Below are 18,987 nucleotides of genomic sequence, written 5' to 3' on the forward strand. Positions count from 1 at the left end.
TGGGTTAACTGTCTAATTTTTCCATGCGTTTGATCATGCCCATGACCAATTCCGCCGAATGTTTAGCTGCTTTATCGATATAAGAATTAAAAGATTCGGTAGAACTTTTTCCAGCGATATCTGACAGCGAACGAATAACCACAAAGGGCGTGTCAAACATAAAGCAGGTTTGACCGATGGCCGCTCCTTCCATTTCGACGGCACACATATCAGGTAATATACTACGAAGACGCTCAGCCGCTTCATCACAACCGATGAATGAATCTCCTGTGCAAATAAGACCACGTTTACTTGTGATGTGCACAACTTCTTCAGCAGCTCGCTCTGCAGCTTCAATTAAACGAATATCACACGGATAGATATCAGGCATGCCAAACACCTGCCCACGAGCATAGCCAAAGTGAGTTACATCCACATCGTGGTGTTGAACACCACTGCCAATAACCAAATCACCGATATCCAATGTGGGATCGAAGCCGCCAGCCGAACCGGTATTCACGACAAAGTCAGGTGCGTATTGATCAATAAGAATTGTGGTTGCGACAGCTGCGGCTACTTTACCAATACCACATTTCGCGACCACAACGTCAACGCCATGTAATGTGCCAGAGTAAAATTGCAAGTGTGCATACTCTTCAACACGTACGTTTTCCAAAGAACTTTTAAGCAGCGCAACTTCTTGATCCATTGCGCCTAAGATAGCTACTTTCATATTAAATTGGGTGTTTCGTTAAATTGCGCGCAGTGTAATCGAAATGCGCGCAAACTAACACCTTTAGAGCGAATTATGCGGTAACGGGGCGACTTGAGCGCAGCGGACGAGTGGGGCGCTTGGTACCGTCAGGAAGTCGTCCGTTGCCGTTTATTAATGGCTCTCTTGCTAATGCCTTACGGTATGGGATCAGCTTCAGTTCAATGCTTTCACGCACTTCTGTGACGCTATATCCAGATTTAACCTTAATCCTCATATGAGGTACTTTCGCGGCTTCCAGTGCACCACTCACGAACCAGTCCTTTTGTAATTTATAACCTTCTTTTCCTTGCTGATAAACTAAGTCTATAGCAAGGACTGGATCCATACTGTTTTTGCTGCACAAGACAAAATCAAGTTGCTTAGTTACGGCTTTAGATAATGCTGATTTGCATTGCTTTTCGCTTGAACCTTGCTTAACGCTGATAAGGTCAGCTAAGCGTACACGGCACATAATACGAAACTCGTGACCAACCGCTTTATCCAGCAACTCCAAGAAATTGCGTTCGATCGGCGTATACATTTGTGGGCGCCGACGAAAGGGAAAACTTAACTGTGTCGCGGTGGATTGCGCACTCAACTTCACCGCGCCGACACCAACAAATACCAAAAGCATCAACAAAATAATGGCGAGCTCCATAGAACAACCTCATTACGATAGGTAGGCAAGTCAAAAATTTGACGATTGCAAAACTAAAATTAAACGTAATGAAGCTATTGCAAAGCCAGTGCCAAAATAAGGAAAGGCTTCAGGTGTCTTACTATAAAATCAGGATATCGATTTGAGAGCCAAGATTATCAGTGGATACCGCAACTCGAATGTTATTGTCATTCATGGTCAGTAATACACGACCATTGAAAGAAGAATGCAGTGTTAGCTCATTATGTTGCTGTTGATAAAAAGCAATCGCTTCTTGTGTAGACAGTGGAAGGTAGTAACTCAAAGACTGATGACTGCTATGTTCGTCAGCGTTGAATTGTTGACACATCTTAGCCTGTTCGTGAACTGCAATACCGCCTAACGAGGTTGGGCATAGGTCATGTTCAGCTTGTTGCGCAAATACTGAAAACGGAAGGCCGAGTAGTAGGAGTAAACTTAATTTTACTTTATTCATCACTAAGTCGCAGTTCTATTGGTGTCAAAGGTAACTATAGTCGCTGATCCGGGCAGGGGCAACGGCATAAATCATACATAAGTATAGGAACAAAAAAACGCGGCTAAAGCCGCGTTTTCTATGTGTCAATATTTTAGACTTTAAACTGCTTGATAGATTGCTGCAGTTCTTCAGCCAGCTTAGCCACTTCTTGACTGGATTGTGACGTTTGCTGAGCGCCAACAGTCGTTTCTTCTGCGATACCGACTATGTTTTCGAGTCGCTCACTGATTTCTTGTGAAACAACATTCTGCTCACGCGCAGACTGTTCAATTTGAGAGCTGACATCATGTGCTTTGTGCACAGCGTCAGTTATCAAATCAAGTGCAGCGGTTGCTTTCTCGGTTTGTTCTACACAAACAGTAGTCTGTTCTTTCCCTTGATTCATTACCGCTACGGCTTTTTCTGCGCCCGCCTGCAACACTTCAATCATATTATTGATTTCTTGTGTGCTTTCTTGAGTGCGGCTTGCAAGTGTTCTTACTTCGTCAGCAACAACCGCAAAGCCTCGACCTTGCTCACCTGCACGAGCTGCCTCGATAGCGGCATTTAATGCAAGAAGGTTAGTTTGGTCGGCTACGCCACGGATAACATCCAAGATACCGCCAATACTTGCGCTGTCTTGATGAAGTTTATTGATAACTTCAGCCGCTTCTTGTACATCGGTAGCCAGTACTTCAATAGTACGTTTGTTCTCCATTGAAATAGCACGCACTTTTTGTGCTTCACTGTCGGCATGTTTAATTTGTGACAGCGTATCTTCGGCGTTTTGTGTAACCAATTGTGATGTGCTGTGCATTTCCGTTGTGGCTGTTGCCACTTGTGCAATTTGTGATTTTTGATCTTGGATAGATGTGGTGGTCTGTGCCGTAACTGCCGATGTTTCCTCGGACGCTGCCGCCAATTGCTCTGCACGAGAACGAATGCCTGAAATAAGCGCGGTTAAACTACTGATTAAATTATTGCAGTTTCTAGCTAACTCACCGAACTCATCTTGACTGCGTTCCTGAATGGTTTGTGTTAAGTCACCAGAGGCTAGTACGTTAAGGATACGGTTGACTTTATCCAACGGTTTGGTGATTGCATTCACGGTTAAGTACGCAATACCACCGGCAATTGCCAGTGAAATAATAACAATAATAATGATACTGGTAGTCGCACCGCCTACAGCGCCATTAACACGAGCTTCAGTATCTTTTACTTTTTCATCAGCAAGGCCTAATAAGCTATTTAGTTCAGTAATGGCCTGCTCAATATTACCTTCAGATGCGCGCAGTGCTTCTTCAGCAGCGATGTCTTTTTCTAGTCGATCGACATGCAAAGCAAGCACACCGTCATTAGCAGAGATGGCTCCTGTAGCCCCACTGATCAATTCTGCAATGTCAGCCATTGAACCTGAACTGTCACGGCCACCTTCGGCTTGTTGCATGTCAGATAAACGTTGAGCAACTTTGGTGACGATCAATTCAACTTCATTGCCGATTGTTTGAGCGCGTTGCAGCGTTTGTGTTTTTGCATATTCTATCGTGACGGTAACGAGCGACAGCAAGTCGCCTTCAATTTCGGCGCCGATTTCAGCTGCTCGGGATAAGTTGGAATTACGCTGTACGGCGTCAAGGTCACTGAAGTCGAGAATGGCCGAAGATGCATCGTCTGCATTGTCTTCTAAATCACCAATGCGGTCCTGAACTTCATTTCTGAGCTCTAATTCACGTTGTCGATTGGCATATGTCATTTCGACATTACCATCGTACTCTTTAAACGTCTCGACTACATTAGCAAGTGCCACTCGTAGCTCGTCATCGCCTGCGACAACGCCTTCAAGCCCTTTCAACTCAGCATTAAAATTACTGCGGCTAGTGTCAAAGCTTTCCTTCTTACTGGCTAACCCGTCTAGGGTTTCTTCGTAATAAGCTTCGAATGTAAGCCGTCCCATGTTCAGGAATGCTGCCTTGAGGCCATTGCTGCCAGCAACCGCTGGAATAGCAACTTTGTTCACTCGTTCGGTCTGATCTTGAATTTCGTTTAAGTTACTAAGCGACGAATAACTGATCACTAAAAGTAAGAGGATAATGATGGCAAATCCACCGTAGATCCGTCTTGCGACTGTGATTCTCATGTGAGCTCCTGAGCGTGTGCTTTTATTACAACTTGGGTGTTGCACGACTTCCGAATGTCATGAGTGTGACAAAATCCATAGAAAATTACACCCCCCGAGACTAAAAATTTAGCTCAATCTTTAGCCTCTTTCAGCTTTTCGCACTAATTTCTGCTGAAAAACTTCGATAAATCATATATCGACACCAGTGTCGTTCACTTTAAGTTTGTTTTTTATAGGAAAAATACTCAGCATCATCTAATCGAAATGCTGTTAGCTTTCCTCCCCAAACGTAACCGGTGTCTAAGCCAATAAACTGAGAGTTGTTCTTCAACCCATTTAACGCCGCCCAGTGACCGAAAATAACCCGTTGTTTCTTCTTCAGATTAGGGTTTTTAAATTGGAACCAGGGCTTAAAACCGTCGGGGCACTGGCTAGGTGAATCTTTTAAAGAGAAATTTAAACGCTGGCGTTTATCTAAAAAACGCATGCGAGTCATGGCGTTCACGATAAAGCGCAGTTTCTTGTCGTCGCTTAACTCTTCGCTCCATGCCTCAGGGGTATTACCGTACATACTCACTAAGAAACGTTCAAAATCATCACTTTGCAAACGTTCGCTTACGCAATCACTGAGCGCCAGGCTCTGCTTTAAAGACCATTGTGGAAACAATCCAGCATGTACTATCAGGGTGTTTTTATCTATTTTTGTTGCGAGAGGCTTGTGTCGGAGCCAATCAATAAAATCAGGTAATTGTGAGGATGCGAGCAAAGCCCCTAAATTATCTTGCCGTTTAGCTTGGCGTATACCACTGCAAACCGCTAGAAGGTGTAAATCGTGATTACCTAAAACGGTATGGAATGAATCGCCCAGTTCGTACAGTAATTGCAGCGTGGATAGGGAGTCTTCACCACGGGCAACCAGATCGCCCACAGCCCAGAGAGTATCCTTCTTGGCATCAAATTGAATTTTCTTTAACAGTCCCACTAGGCCTTTGTAACAGCCTTGAATGTCACCTACGACGTACTGCGCCATGATCAATTCACAGCATTTGGAACACGTAAACTGAAAATATCGATAGCGGCTTTAAAGCGCTGACCATCCTCATTTTGCATTTCATAAAACCCTTGCATACTGCCTACAGGGGTATCTATGACGGCGCCGCTGGTGTAAATAAAAGATTCACCGGGCTGAATGGTCGGCTGCTTACCAACGACACCATCTCCGCGAACTTCAGCCGTTTTGCCATTGCCATCTGTTATCAGCCAATAGCGCGTGAGCAGTTGCGAAGGCTGGCTACCTAAATTACGAATGTCTACTTGATAAGCAAATGCAAACTTACCCTCATCAACTTTAGCATGATTGTCCAGATATCGTGTTTTAACGCTTACATGAATATCATTGGCTGTTGACATGATGCCTCTTAAGTCGAGCTATTTTCGACAAAATTAGCTAACTCTGCATAGTCGGTCAATGAAAGATTTTCAGCGCGTAAATCAGGTGATACCGACACCTGTTCCCATTGCTCACCGCTAATCACTTCCTTAAGGCTGTTGCGAATAGTTTTACGGCGTTGGTTAAAGGCCATTGCACAGACTTGATTGAGGCGCTCAATGCTGGTGACATCGACGGGAGGCTTTTCATATGGAATAAGCCTTACGATTGCTGAATCTACTTTGGGAGGCGGCTTGAAGGCGGTTGGTGGAACCGGCAAAACAGGCATTACCTGGCAATAATATTGCGCCATAACCGACAAACGTCCGTAATTCTTATGATTGGGTCCTGCAGCAAGCCGATTCACGACCTCCTGCTGCAACATAAAGTGCATATCCTGAATGCAGCCGGTAAAGCTGAAAAGATGAAACATTAGCGGCGTTGAGATGTTGTACGGCAAGTTTCCGAACACTCTAATCTTCTGATTGTTCTCACACAAAGAAGCGAAATCAAAATTAAGTGCATCTTGTTCAATAACCGTCAGTTTGGACTGCATAAACGGATGCTGGCGTAAGCGTTTTGCTAGGTCTCTATCTAGCTCAACTACCGTTAGGTGGTCAATAATCTCACACACTGGCTCTGTTAGGGCACCCAGTCCCGGACCTATTTCAACCATGATTTGGTTATTCTGTGGCGCAATCGCAGACACGATCTTATCGATAATATATTCATCGTGAAGAAAGTTCTGACCGAATCGTTTTCGCGCCGTGTGGCCTAGGTGTTTTTTACTGCTCATAATTTTTTGTTTGCCATATCAATCGCAGTTGCCAATGCCAGATGCATACTACCTGCATCGACATTACTGGTACCCGCGAGATCACAGGCTGTACCGTGATCCACTGATGTGCGGATGAACGGTAAGCCTAACGTAATATTTACAGAGGCTCCGAACCCTTTATATTTTAGCACTGGTAACCCTTGGTCGTGGTACATCGCAAGGACAACATCGGCATCTTCTAAATATTTGGGTTGGAAAATCGTATCCGCCGGCAAAGGCCCTATTACATTCAAACCTTCTTGCCTTAATTGTTCTAGCGCGGGTGATATGGTGGTGATTTCCTCTTTGCCTAAATGACCGTTTTCACCCGCATGCGGATTCAAACCACATACATAGATACGAGGGGACTCAATACCAAATTTAAGCCGCATATCGGTATTAATAATATGGATAACTTTGTGCAACCGTTCTGGTGTTATGGCGCGAGATACGTAGGCTAATGGAATATGTGTTGTTGCTAACGCGACGCGCAGCCCTTCAGTCGCCAGCATCATAACAACATCCATGGTGTTGGATTGTGCGGCGAAATATTCGGTGTGGCCACTAAATGAAATACCAGCCTGATTAATAATACCTTTATGAACAGGACCCGTGACGACAGCATCAAACTCACCTTGCATGTTGGCTTCACAGGCTGCACGAAGTGTTTCGACAACATAGTGGCCATTCTCACTGTCTAGCTGACCGGTAATAACGGGCTTATCACACTGTATGTGCTGAACAAATATTTCGCCAGCACGTTGTATTGCTTCGTCGCCAGGAGTGAAAGTACGGATCGTCAAAGGTAAGTCTAGCTCTTTAGCCCTTTGCTCAAGTAAAGCCTGATCAGCAAACACAACCAACTGAGCATCCCATTGCTGTTGTGCAATTTTGACAACTAGATCGGGGCCTATCCCTGCCGGTTCACCTGGCGTGATGGCAATGCGAAGCGTCATCGTTAGGCTTCTCCATCATTGAGCACTTCGATGTAAGCAGCATCACGCATTTCGCGTAACCAACTATCAGTCTCTTCGGCGAATTTACGGTTGAAAATTAACTGATAGGCCTTGTCTTCTTTGCGTCTTTCAGTTGCGTCATCTAGACGGCGATCAATCAACTGAATTAAGTGCCATCCGTGGGTAGAGCGTACAGGCTCACTAAACTCACCAGGCTGCAGAGTGGCAAGCGTATCGCGGAACACGGGAACATAAATATTCGGATCAGTAAAGCCGAGCTCACCTCCTCGAAGGGCTGAACCTGGATCTTCAGAGTGCTCTTTTGCCAACTCTTCAAAAGTGGCTTCACCGTCGATAATCTGTTGCTTGAAATTCTTCAACATTTGTTCAGCTTTCTCTTCACTGAGAATGATCGACGGTGTAATGAGAATATGACGGGCGTTAACTTCTTCAATTTCTACCGTCTCGATGCCGCGCGTGTCTAATACTTTTAGAATGTGAAAACCTGCGCCACTACGAATGGGGCCAACAATCGCATCTTTGCGCTTGGATTGAACGGCTTCGGCAAATAAGGTCGGCATTGAGTTAATATTCATCCATCCCATGTTGCCGCCTTCTAGCGCTTCGGCACCTGAAGAGGATGCGATGGCGATTTTGGCAAAATCAGAGCCACTATTGAGTAGTTCTAAAACACGCTCAGCACGATCTTTAGCTGCGTCAATATCATCATCCGTCGCTTGCGCTGGAAAGCCAATTAATATATGACCCAACTGATATTCAGCTTGCTCAGCCCCTTGTTGGTCAATAAGGTCGACTAACGAGGTGATTTCCTGCGGAGTGATGTATATCCGACGGCGAACATTTGCTCGAGTCACTTCACCGGTGATTAACTCTTGGCGTACTGTCTCTCTGTATTTTTCGTATGTAAGCCCTTCTTGCGCAATCTGTGCGCGAAGTTGTTCTATGGTCATACCTTCATTTTGCGCAATGTTGCGAATGGTTTGATCTAGTTGTGGGTCGCTAATACGAATGCCCATTCTCTCAGCCATTTGCATTTGTAGGTTAGTCAGGATTAATCGCTCAATTGCTTGCGTTCTCAATGCGCGATCCGAAGGCAGAGATTGATTATTGGTGATTGCGCTACGCTTTACATTCGTAATCAATTCCTGAATTTCACTCTCAAGGATGACGCCCTGATCGACAATCACTGCAACACTGTCGAGTTTTACTTCTTGCGCACTTAGTTGGCTCGTTGACAGTACAAATACCAATGCGGTTAATACTTTTTTAATCATAGGTGTAGCAAGTCTCTAATTTTTATTAATTTAATACGTAGGGCTGACGGTACCCAAACATGCCTTCTTCTAACATTTCGCGGTTACTACGCGTAGAACCAATGCCCTTAAAAATAAACTGTAAGGCTATGCCAGAGTCGAACTCATTGGTGCTTTGAACACCTCCGCCATCAAATCGGTTGCTCAAATGGCGCTGGGCGACGAATCTTACAGCCCAACAACAAGATTCATATTGTAACCCGAAGTATGATTCGATACTTCGATTTAAGTTCAGATCGCGATAATAGCGTCCTACCCAATGCCAAGTATCACTGATTGGCCAACTGGCAGATAGGCCTATTTGGTCTATCTGTTCACCGGACAGGTTTCTTACATAACGATGGCTCAATTGGATAAGGCTGTCTTCGCTTTGTCGATATTCTAGCGCCAAACTGCTGCGATCGATCTTCTCTGATTCACTGGTTACTTGCACGTCAGTATGCAACAACCAGCGCTCACTCATACGCCAATCGACTTCAGCGGCTATAGCTGAACGATCTTGATCTTTTGCCGCCGCTACAACTTTGTTGTTATCTAGGTAAAAAATCTGCCCTAAGCTAACCACAAGTTGCTCGCGATTGTTTTTATCTAGTAGGCGGCTGGTTACACCTAGGGTGATTTGATTATTGTCACTGATCCTATCTAGCCCAGTGAACTCCTGTCCGCGGAATAAACCATCAACATCATTGAGGAGTAAGGTGGTATCGTATAAACCAATGTTAGATTGGTCTTCGTAACTGGTATAAAGGTATTGAAACTGAGGCTCTAATGTCAGCGTAGAAAGTTGGTCATTCCATTCTTGTTGGCGTTCGAAGATAACATTTCCGTATAGCCTGACTTGCCCCAAGGTCCTGGAGACTTCCTCTTCAAGAGCAGTGCCTTCTATGTCGTCCTGCTTGTAATAGGTATTTAACAAGCTGGCTTCGGCTAAAAGCTCACCCCATTGACGCTGATAAGGCACCGATAACGTTGGCGCAATATGAAAACGCAATGCTTTGGGTTGCTCATCTAGCGCATTATCGAAATAAGCGAGTTCTGAGTTAATCCTGATATTGAGTAAATCATGTAAAGACTGACGATATTCTAATTTAGTTTCAGGCAGGGCTCTATACGTACTGGGGTGATCACCAATGACTTCGAAGTCACGCAGTTGAGCTGTGAAGTCTAGTTGTTGCGTATAGTAGGAAACCCCAATCGTACGATACAAGTGAGTATCGGCGCGGTTATAAAAGTCAGAACCTAAGTCAACGAAATAGTTATCATCGCTCAATCCATTGAAATCAATATTCAGCTGCCAATTTTTTGCCAGTTGCCCTTGGTGGAATATACGATAAAAATAGCGATCGGTATCATCCCCTGTTAGCTCATCATCGTTGGGCAAATATTCAATATTTATGTCGCCGTAACCGCTTTTAAGCAGATAACGAAACTCATTTTTTATTTGTAGCCCACGGTCCGTCATAATGCGGGGGGAGATTGTTAAATCGTAATTGGGCGCTATGTTCCAATAGAAAGGTTGCTCATAATCGATACCGGTTGCGCTGGAACTTGTGATATTGGGAAACAACAGTCCGGTTTGACGTTGAGTACTCACAGGGAACGCAAAATAGGGCAAATAAAATACAGGAACCCCGCGTACATAAAACCGCGTGTTCTTTGCCTCGCCTAAGACCGACCCTTTTTCAATGCTGATTTCACTGGCCTTAATTTGCCAGTCTTCGCTGCCGATAGGGCAGGTAGTAAATGAAACATCCCGCAGTGAAATTCCACTGTTAGCATCAACCGAAATTTGATCGGCTGCACCATGACCGACGAAGCCGGTTAATTGGTAACGAGTCGAGATAAGATTAAGTTTCTGAGAGTTTGAGTCGACATTGACGGATTCACTTTCTACCCGCAACTGTTCACTTTGATAGGTGACATCACCTTCGGCAAATACACTTTTCCCATCATCTTCAATAATGGCTTTTTCAGCACTGATAACGGCTCTTTCGCTGAAGATGTCTACATTTCCCTCGAAAAGCGCCGTCTGGTCCTCTATGATTTCTGCTTGGTTGGCGCGCACAATAACTTCACCGTCAGTGGTTAGCTGCTGGCTATTAAATGTCACAGGGGGAACCGCACAAAGCGCCAGAGGCTCTTGTGCTACAGCTTTGTGCGTGAATGCGCAAATCGCGCTGGTCAATATAATTTTAGACGAAAACTTCAATACTTTTTGGCTCTATTCATGAGCGACTTTGGGGAAACTTACCCAGACTCACCGGTGTCATATGTTACGCTGGCGCTGATTTTATGCTGTTATCTCACATTTACCAAGCCAACATCAGTAAATAGTCGGTTTTTCTGCGAATTTCTTTTGTTGTAATGGTTGATCAGTTAGGATTTTTACAAGAATAAAAAGGGTATCGTTTTTCATGGCATATTGGGGAAAATTAGTAGGTTTTGTCTTGGGCTACATGGCTGGCAGGATCCCGGGGGCGATTCTTGGTCTCATTGTGGGCCATATGTTTGACAAAGGCTACAGCCAAGATTTCAGCCAAATGGGTGGTTTTGGTCGCTTCTTCACTGATAAATCGAATTTCAAACAACAAGCTATATTCTTTCATACGTTGTTCGCAGCGCTAGGGCATCTTGCCAAGGCTGATGGCGCCGTGACTAGAGAAGAAATTGCGGTTGCTACACGGTTGATGGATGAAATGGGATTGGAAGGGGAGACGCGAGAGGCGGCTCAAAACGCATTTCGAGAAGGCAAGGCCGCAGATTACCCAATTCAAAGCACGATCAAAGCATTTGTGGATTCATGCCATGGCCGACGAGACATCATTCAGATCCTACTTGAGATCTTGATCCAAGCCAGCTTTTCGGATGGGCGTTTGTCACCATCAGAGTATAAGGTGCTTGAAAAAGTCGCTCGTTCAGCGGGATTCAGACGCCAAGAGCTGGATTACTTAGTTAGCATGTATGAAGCGGAAATTCGCTTTCGAAGTGGTAGCCAGCAGCGCAGTCAGCAAAAAAGCTATGGCGAAGCGCAAAAGACGGCTGATGCCTATCAAATTCTGGGAGTATCCTCCAAGGCAGATAACGCTGCGATTAAAAAGGCCTATCGCAAGTTAATGTCTGAACATCACCCTGATAAGTTAATGTCAAAAGGCTTGCCAGAGCAGGCTATGCAAGTCGCTAAACAAAAAGCCCAAGATATTCAATTGGCCTACGAGCATATTAAATCAATCAGAGGCCTATAGGGTGAATGTTGCGGCTGAAAACTTACAATTGCTGGAAGAGTTCCTTCAAGTATTGTGGTTAGAGAAAGGGCTAAGCGAAAATACGATTAGTGCGTACCGCTCAGACATACAGAAGTTTTTACAATACCTGGATGATGTCGGCCAACCAAAATCACTCAACACCATTGAGCAAGACGATATTCAAGGCTTTATACATTGTCGCAATGACCAAGGAATGAGTCATCGCAGTAATAGTCGGGCGATGAGTGCACTGCGGGCATTCTTCAGTTTTCAAGTCAATATGCATCGGCGTAAGTCTAACCCATTGCGTCAGTTGACAAACCCCAAAGTGCAGGCTGCTTTGCCGAAAACGCTCACTGAATCTCAAGTCGAAGCCTTGCTAGCAGAGCCAAAAGAAGATGACCCTATTGAAATGCGTGATAAAGCAATGTTGGAAGTTCTGTATGCGACGGGCTTGCGTGTGTCTGAATTGATTGGTCTGGATATGTCGGCAGTGTCTTTGGTGCAAGGCGTAGTACGAGTGACGGGAAAGGGGGGCAAAGAGCGTCTCGTTCCACTTGGTGAGACTGCGGTTGATTGTCTACAGTCATACTTGCGCATGGCTCGACCAGAATTAATGGTCAACAAAAGCGACGTGTTATTTCCCAGTCGGCGCGGACGTCAAATGACTCGTCAAACGTTTTGGCATCGCATTAAGCATTATGCGGTGAGGGCGAATATTAATGTTGACCTGTCACCACATACCTTGCGCCACGCCTTTGCCACTCATTTATTGAACCATGGTGCTGACTTACGCGTTGTGCAAATGTTGTTAGGCCATAGTGATCTATCGACTACTCAAATTTACACGCATGTGGCCAAAGAAAGATTACAAACAATCGTCAGTCAACATCATCCAAGAGGCTAAATGGTAGAGTGACGTATGCGACTTAGGTATTCGATTAACTACCTAACTATCGCGGCAAGACATTTCTGACGAGGGATTATTCTGCTAGTATGCGAGGCAATTATTGAGCGCTGATGTTTTTAAATGAAACTTAAGCGTTTAAATACCGGTCTATAGCATGAAAGAAGTTAATGAGAAGGTTATTAGTGAAATCTATAGTTAAAGCGTTGTGTTTAGGTGTTGTTGTCCTTACCAGTACGTCGTTGAGTGCAGAAACATTCGACGCAGTGAAAAATAAAATCGAAACTAAAATTTCGATTCCTATCAATGCGATTGCTGAATCTCCAGTACCTGGTTTATTGCAGTTGAATACCGAGAAGGGCTTATTTTATTCGAGTATGGACGGTACCTATTTATTGCGCGCTAACATTTATAACCTTGATGAAGGGATGCGCAATGAAACTGAAATGGCAATGCTGGGTATCCGGGTCGAAGGGCTAAAGCAATTTGAAGGTCAAACCATTGACTTTAAAGCGGAAAATGAAAAGTATGTGCTCAATGTTTTCACTGATATTACATGCGGATATTGCCGTAAATTGCACCGTGAAATTGACGAGTTGAACGACCTTGGTATCACAGTTCGATACTTGGCATTTCCTCGTTCAGGCCTAAACAGTCAAGGGTATCAAAACATGGTATCGGTTTGGTGTTCAGACAATCCACAAGAAGCCATGACTGAGGCTAAACTGGATGATAGTGTTGAACCGAAAACGTGCGAGAATAGTGTTGCTGAGCAGTATATGTTTGGGCAAAAAATTGGTGTGACTGGTACGCCGAATATGGTCATGTCTAATGGAACAATTATTCCGGGCTATCAGCCTGCAAAAGTACTTGAGCAGGTGTTAAAGGATAATTCATAATCCATCATCCACTTGTTGGCGTGGCTCTGGCCACGCTATTAGCGTTTTCAATTAAAACTTAATGTCACTGAATATTCTGCGAAAACATGCGTCGAGTCTCGATGCCCTTCCAGACTGGATGAATGAAGTTGATGTTCATCCTGTCCTAAAACGTATATTTCTTGATCGTGGTATCAGCGCGCCAGAGCAACTTGTTACTCATGCACAAGCCTTAGCCAGTTATCATCAATTGCTCGGGGTTGATACAGCCATTGAACGCCTCGTTACTGCACTAAAAAAACAGCAACGCATTGTTATTGTGGGAGATTTTGACGCGGACGGTGCCACTAGTACTGCCCTGTGCTTATTGGCTTTGACTGATATGGGGGCTAAAAACCTCGATCATGTTGTCCCCAATCGTTTCGAATATGGCTATGGCCTGACGCCCCAGATTGTTGATGTTACACACCAACTAGGAGCTCAGCTTATCATTACCGTTGACAACGGCATTTCGTGTCACGCTGGCGTTCAGCACGCCAAATCATTGGGTATTGATGTTATTGTCACCGATCATCATTTACCTGCCGAAACATTGCCTCCAGCTGATGCCATAGTGAATCCGAATCAGCCAGGATGCGGATTTCCGTCCAAATCTTTGGCCGGCGTTGGCGTTGCATTTTATTTAATGGCAGCGCTACGCGCTCGATTAAATGACATTGGCTGGTTCAATGACCTTGGTATAGCCCCGCCTAAAATGGCTCAGTATTTAGATTTAGTCGCGGTCGGCACCGTTGCTGATGTGGTGACACTGGACCATAATAACCGTGTTTTGGTTTATCAAGGTTTGCAACGCATTCGCGCAGGTCAATGTCGGCCGGGAATATTAGCGTTGTTAGAGGTAGCGCAGCGTACCCCCGATTTACTGACATCAACGGACTTGGGTTTTGTTATTGGTCCGCGATTAAATGCAGCGGGTAGATTAGATGATATGTCATTAGGTATTGCCTGTTTACTAACGGGGGACAAACAGCACGCGCGTTCAATTGCCATGGAGCTTGATCGGTTAAATCAAGAGCGCAAGCAGATTGAGCATTCGATGCAACAAGATGTATTAGCCTCATTACCTGATATTGACACTTCATCGGAGTCGCTGACCAATGGCGTCGTGCTTTTTCAGGAAGGCTTTCATGCCGGTGTGATTGGTATTGTGGCGGGGCGTATAAAGGATAAAGTTGGGCGTCCGACGATTATATTTGCGCAAGAAAATGAGACCGAGCTAAAAGGATCGGCGCGCTCAATTTCGGGAGTGCACATACGAGACGCGTTAGCGTTAGTCGATAGCCAACATCCAGGGTTAATCAGCAAATTCGGTGGCCATGCGATGGCCGCTGGACTCAGTATTAAAAAAGCGGATCTAGATACATTTAGCCAAGCGTTCAATCAAGCGTTAGCGCAGTGGCAGGAACAAATTCAACAGGTTAAAGCGGTGTACTCTGATGGTGAGTTACCTTCAGACTGCTTTTCTTTACAGTTTGCCCAGCAACTAAAATATGCCTGCCCATGGGGGCAAGGGTTCCCTGAACCGTTATTTGACGGTCATTTTACCCTTGTTCAACAACGTATTGTGGGTGAAAAGCATTTGAAGCTGCTCGTCGCAACACCAGAGGGGGAATTGGTAGATGCCATTGCATTTAATGTGGATACCAGTGAATGGCCCAATAACAGCAAGCAGTCTGCACACTTAGCTTATAAACTCGACGTCAACGAATTTCGAGGCAAGCGCAGTTTACAGTTACTTGTCGAGGCGTTGCTCTAATGAATCGCAAAGCGCGCAACAAACAGGTTGACAGTATGCTCAACAAGCATCCTCAGCTAACGCATTCCGAGCAGTGTAAAGTCGTTTCACATGTGCAGCGGATGGAAGATGATTGGTACATCAATACGCTGATGCTTGAAGGCTATGAAATCCCGTTTATCTATAAACGTAAGCAACCTTACCAATCGTTGAAAGGGGCGCGCGTGAATCTCACTTACTATCCTCACAGCCAAATAATTGCTGGGATTGAGTTTGAAACCATGAAAGTGGTGCGATTAAAGCGTAGCTAGCCATGATCAAAGACAGTTGCCAAGGCTATGTATTACACCGCTTACCTTATCGCGAAACCAGTTTATTGGTGGACTTGATAACGCGTGAGCAGGGTAAGGTTAGAGTGGTGGCAAAAGGTGTACGCGGCAGCAAGTCGGACCGCAAAAGCCTACTTCAGCCATTCCAGCTTCTGGAATGTCGAGTGACGGGTCGAAATGAATTAAAGAATCTTGGTCACGTCGAGGCTATGGCTTCACGCATTGAGCTCCAGCACCAGTCATTATTCTGTGGGCTTTACTTAAATGAGCTGGTGTCACGCGCTTTGCCGATAGATTTACCCAGTGAAGAAATATTCGACGCCTATCAAGACGTATTGCGGCAACTTTGTGCACTGAGCGTAGAGTCTTATTCCGCACATATTGAGGTCTTGTTGCGAGAATTTGAACTGCATCTTCTATTGAGATTAGGTTACCTGCCTGACTTTAATCATTGTGGCGCAACAGGTCTGCCGCTGTACGATAATGATCACTATGAATTTATTCCGGATACAGGATTTGTGGCAGTAGCAAATACGTCTGTGTCGACAGGCAATAAAATTGTATTCAAAGGCTGTGATATTCTGTCTATTGCCAACCACGATTGGCATGCAGATAGCCTGCGTGCGGCCAAACATTTAATGCGATTAGCCTTGCCTGTCGTGATTGGTGATAAACCACTGCGCAGTCGAGCACTATTTGCACAAGTTAAGTAAGCTTGTCCTAAACTCAACGGATACTCCGTGGTAACATTGCGTCCAATCCCCGCACAAAACCTTATTCGACTATGAGGCTTAGCTTTGAAAGATATCTATTTAGGTGTAAACATCGATCATATCGCCACGTTACGAAATGCTCGCGGCACTCAATACCCCGATCCTGTGCATGCAGCGCAAGTTGCTGAAGCAGCAGGCGCTGATGGCATCACCGTACACCTGAGAGAGGACCGTCGCCACATTCGTGATCGTGACGTTGAGCTTCTAAGTGAAACAATACAAACACGCATGAATTTAGAAATGGCAGTAACGCCTGAGATGCTCGCTATCGCACAGCGTATAAAGCCAACGTTTTGCTGCTTAGTGCCTGAAAAAAGAGAAGAGCTGACGACTGAAGGCGGTTTAGATGTATTGGGCAATTTTGCTGCGATTAAAGACGCCTGCCAGCAATTAGCAGAAGCCAATATTTTAGTCTCGCTTTTTATTGATGCTGATGAGAAACAAATTGATGCGGCGAAAGATTGCGGCGCACCCTTCATTGAAATTCACACTGGGCAATACGCAGATGCAAAAACTTTGAGTGAGCAAACGAAGCAGTTAGCGCAACTTAAAAAGGGCATAGTGTATGCTGATAGCATTGGACTCGAAGTGAATGCCGGGCATGGATTGCATTATCACAATGTGAAGCCCATCGCAGCAATCCCACAGGTTGTTGAATTAAACATTGGCCATGCCATTATCGCCAGAGCAGCTTTTGATGGTTTACATAAGGCGGTTGTTGATATGCGTGCGTTGATGCAAGAGGCGCGGTTGCAAGCATCGCATACAGTATACAGCGAGAAATAGACGATGATTGTAGGACTGGGCACCGATATTGTTGAGATTGATCGCATTGAAGCACATTGTAAAAAGTCTTCGCGTTTAGCTGAGCGTGTATTGACCGATGCCGAAATGCTTGTGTATACCAATCATCTGCATCCTGCACGTTATTTAGCTAAGCGCTTTGCTGCCAAAGAGGCAGCAGTTAAAGCATTAGGTACTGGTATTGGCAATGGTATCAGTTGGCATCACGTGGAAATTAAGAATAATGATTTGGGCCAACCACAGCTTCATTTTTCTGGCGAGTTTGCGCGCTTGTGCGAAGAACGAGGCGTTTGTTCTAGTGCAATCTCTATTTCAGATGAAAAACATTACGCTGTTGCAACAGTGATCCTCGAGTCAGCAGGCTAGGGCGATGGTTCAAATATTCAAAGCGGGTAAAGCCAATAAGCGCCAGCCTTCTAAAAGCCTTGTTAAAGGTATCAAAATTGAGCAGCTGGATCATACTGGTGTGGGAATTGTGAAGCAGCATGCGCCATTAATCTTTGTTCAAGACGCATTACCCGGTGAAGTTGTTGACGCTCAGGTAAGCGTGCGCAAGAAACATTATTGGCACGCAAAAACGACACGTATCTTGACAAAAAACAGTGCTCGACAAGCACCTTTTTGTCCGCATTCTGAAATATGCGGTGGGTGTCAGATGGATTTTGTTGAGCCTGAATATCTGCGCACCGAGCGAAAACAAGCGATTGCTCAACTATTACAAAAGATCGCAGGTATCGAAGAGGTGAATTGGCAAGGCGATCTGTTTGCTCCACCCTTAGGATACAGGCGAAAAGCTCGATTGGCGGTGGACGCCAGAGACGCTAAAAACAAACGCTTGGGCTATCGTAAACACAATAGCAACGCGGTCTTTTCAGTTGAGAGTTGTAAGGTGTTAACACCAAAACTGGCGAGCATTTTGCCCAACCTAAGAAAGTGGTTTGAAGGGGTCAAACAACCCCAAGCAATTGGGCATATCAACCTCTATGATGGTGATCACTCAGTGTTAGTGCACATACGAGCAACTAAGGCGCTATCACCGCAGACTGTTCAGTCGCTTGAAGCGTTGGGCAAATCGATTGAAGGTGTGATTACAGTTGCTGTTGGCGACAATGACATTGAAACCATTTGGGGAGACCCCGTACACATAACCTACAGTCCCATCGAAGGCGTGTCTATTCGTGTAAATGCCAATGATTTTGTGCAAGTTAACGATCAAGTTAATCGTCAAATGGTTGCCCAAACAATTGATTGGTTGAAGTCGGCAGGTGCACATTCGGTGCTGGATTTGTTTAGTGGTACCGGCAACTTTAGTCTGGCTTTGGGTCATCAAGGTTTTCACGTTCAAGGTATTGAAGGTGTCGCAGACATGGTCGAGCGTGCGCAACAAAACGCACAACAACTTGCACTAAAGGAGTGCAAGTTTGCTTGTGCTGACTTGCTCGATGCGAATGTCGTTGAGACTATATTGCAGCCGTCCTACGACGCAGTTTTACTTGATCCATCTCGAGAAGGCGCGCCAGAAGTCTGTCAACGGTTAAATCCTGCAACTCACCCGGTTGTTGTGTATGTTTCTTGCAACCCTGCTAGTTTTGCTCGTGATACTCAGTACTTGATCAATAGCGGGTACACATTGGAAAAAATACGATTGATAGAAATGTTTGCGTATACCAAACATACCGAATTAATGGCTTGTTTCTCAGCGTAGTTTGAAAGAATA

The 18,987-nt window shown here is 45.0% G+C and carries 19 protein-coding genes; 9 read left to right on the forward strand and 10 right to left on the reverse strand.

Features of this window, described 5'->3' with window-relative positions; translation table 11 throughout:
• Positions 1-4: 4 nt before the first annotated feature.
• From CSH93_RS13960 to CSH93_RS14005, 10 genes are all read right to left on the reverse strand, one after another.
• Positions 5-712, reverse strand: coding sequence for a 5'-methylthioadenosine/adenosylhomocysteine nucleosidase (locus tag CSH93_RS13960; protein ID WP_100643864.1), 708 nt, complete (start codon positions 710-712; stop codon positions 5-7).
• Between the two features lie 73 nt (positions 713-785).
• A complete protein-coding gene (locus CSH93_RS13965) occupies positions 786-1,391 on the reverse strand; it encodes a DUF2726 domain-containing protein (RefSeq protein ID WP_100643865.1) in 606 nt (201 codons plus the stop codon).
• Positions 1,392-1,512: 121 nt separating this feature from the next.
• The gene (locus CSH93_RS13970; protein WP_100643866.1) at positions 1,513-1,866 is read right to left on the reverse strand and encodes a hypothetical protein; all 354 of its coding nucleotides are present in this window, start codon (positions 1,864-1,866) and stop codon (positions 1,513-1,515) included.
• A gap of 133 nt (positions 1,867-1,999) precedes the next feature.
• Positions 2,000-4,024, reverse strand: a complete 2,025-nt coding sequence (locus CSH93_RS13975) for a methyl-accepting chemotaxis protein (RefSeq protein WP_100643867.1) — start codon at positions 4,022-4,024, stop codon at positions 2,000-2,002.
• A gap of 199 nt (positions 4,025-4,223) precedes the next feature.
• Positions 4,224-5,036 carry a symmetrical bis(5'-nucleosyl)-tetraphosphatase gene (locus CSH93_RS13980; protein ID WP_100643868.1) on the reverse strand — a complete coding sequence of 271 codons (813 nt, stop codon included), beginning with the start codon at positions 5,034-5,036 and terminating at the stop codon, positions 4,224-4,226.
• A 2-nt stretch (positions 5,037-5,038) separates the two neighbouring features.
• Positions 5,039-5,416 (reverse strand): Co2+/Mg2+ efflux protein ApaG, encoded by a 378-nt coding sequence (gene apaG / locus CSH93_RS13985; protein WP_100643869.1) that lies wholly within the window; start codon positions 5,414-5,416, stop codon positions 5,039-5,041.
• An 8-nt stretch (positions 5,417-5,424) separates the two neighbouring features.
• Positions 5,425-6,231, reverse strand: coding sequence for a 16S rRNA (adenine(1518)-N(6)/adenine(1519)-N(6))-dimethyltransferase RsmA (gene rsmA, locus CSH93_RS13990; protein WP_100643870.1), 807 nt, complete (start codon positions 6,229-6,231; stop codon positions 5,425-5,427).
• On the reverse strand, positions 6,228-7,208 hold the full coding sequence (gene pdxA / locus CSH93_RS13995; protein WP_100643871.1) for a 4-hydroxythreonine-4-phosphate dehydrogenase PdxA: 981 nt from the start codon (positions 7,206-7,208) through the stop codon (positions 6,228-6,230). The genes rsmA and pdxA overlap by 4 nt, the downstream gene beginning before the upstream one ends.
• 2 nt (positions 7,209-7,210) lie before the next feature.
• Positions 7,211-8,503 carry a peptidylprolyl isomerase SurA gene (surA, locus tag CSH93_RS14000; RefSeq protein WP_100643872.1) on the reverse strand — a complete coding sequence of 431 codons (1,293 nt, stop codon included), beginning with the start codon at positions 8,501-8,503 and terminating at the stop codon, positions 7,211-7,213.
• Positions 8,504-8,528: 25 nt separating this feature from the next.
• Entirely contained in the window at positions 8,529-10,733 is a 2,205-nt protein-coding gene (locus CSH93_RS14005) for an LPS-assembly protein LptD (protein ID WP_240615616.1), read from the reverse strand.
• A 223-nt stretch (positions 10,734-10,956) separates the two neighbouring features.
• On the opposite strand from CSH93_RS14005, the gene djlA reads away from it, so the two are divergent.
• From djlA to rlmD, 9 genes are all read left to right on the forward strand, one after another.
• Positions 10,957-11,784, forward strand: a complete 828-nt coding sequence (gene djlA / locus CSH93_RS14010; protein ID WP_100643874.1) for a co-chaperone DjlA — start codon at positions 10,957-10,959, stop codon at positions 11,782-11,784.
• A gap of 1 nt (position 11,785) precedes the next feature.
• Positions 11,786-12,691, forward strand: coding sequence for a site-specific tyrosine recombinase XerD (xerD, locus tag CSH93_RS14015; protein WP_100643875.1), 906 nt, complete (start codon positions 11,786-11,788; stop codon positions 12,689-12,691).
• Between the two features lie 185 nt (positions 12,692-12,876).
• Positions 12,877-13,590 (forward strand): bifunctional protein-disulfide isomerase/oxidoreductase DsbC, encoded by a 714-nt coding sequence (gene dsbC, locus CSH93_RS14020; protein WP_240615605.1) that lies wholly within the window; start codon positions 12,877-12,879, stop codon positions 13,588-13,590.
• Between the two features lie 61 nt (positions 13,591-13,651).
• Positions 13,652-15,385: a single-stranded-DNA-specific exonuclease RecJ gene (recJ, locus tag CSH93_RS14025; RefSeq protein ID WP_100643877.1), complete on the forward strand. Its 1,734-nt coding sequence runs from the start codon at positions 13,652-13,654 to the stop codon at positions 15,383-15,385.
• Positions 15,385-15,675, forward strand: coding sequence for a hypothetical protein (locus tag CSH93_RS14030; RefSeq protein WP_100643878.1), 291 nt, complete (start codon positions 15,385-15,387; stop codon positions 15,673-15,675). The genes recJ and CSH93_RS14030 overlap by 1 nt, the downstream gene beginning before the upstream one ends.
• A gap of 2 nt (positions 15,676-15,677) precedes the next feature.
• Complete coding sequence (gene recO / locus CSH93_RS14035) at positions 15,678-16,406, forward strand: DNA repair protein RecO (protein ID WP_100643879.1); 729 nt, start codon at positions 15,678-15,680, stop codon at positions 16,404-16,406.
• An 84-nt stretch (positions 16,407-16,490) separates the two neighbouring features.
• A complete protein-coding gene (gene pdxJ, locus CSH93_RS14040; RefSeq protein WP_100643880.1) occupies positions 16,491-17,252 on the forward strand; it encodes a pyridoxine 5'-phosphate synthase in 762 nt (253 codons plus the stop codon).
• Positions 17,253-17,255: 3 nt separating this feature from the next.
• Positions 17,256-17,636, forward strand: coding sequence for a holo-ACP synthase (acpS, locus tag CSH93_RS14045; protein ID WP_100643881.1), 381 nt, complete (start codon positions 17,256-17,258; stop codon positions 17,634-17,636).
• 4 nt (positions 17,637-17,640) lie between these two features.
• Complete coding sequence (gene rlmD, locus CSH93_RS14050; RefSeq protein WP_100643882.1) at positions 17,641-18,975, forward strand: 23S rRNA (uracil(1939)-C(5))-methyltransferase RlmD; 1,335 nt, start codon at positions 17,641-17,643, stop codon at positions 18,973-18,975.
• Positions 18,976-18,987 lie beyond the last annotated feature (12 nt).

The sequence above is a fragment of the Neoalteromonas facilis genome, assembly GCF_002807665.1.
Lineage (GTDB): Bacteria > Pseudomonadota > Gammaproteobacteria > Enterobacterales > Alteromonadaceae > Alteromonas_E > Alteromonas_E facilis.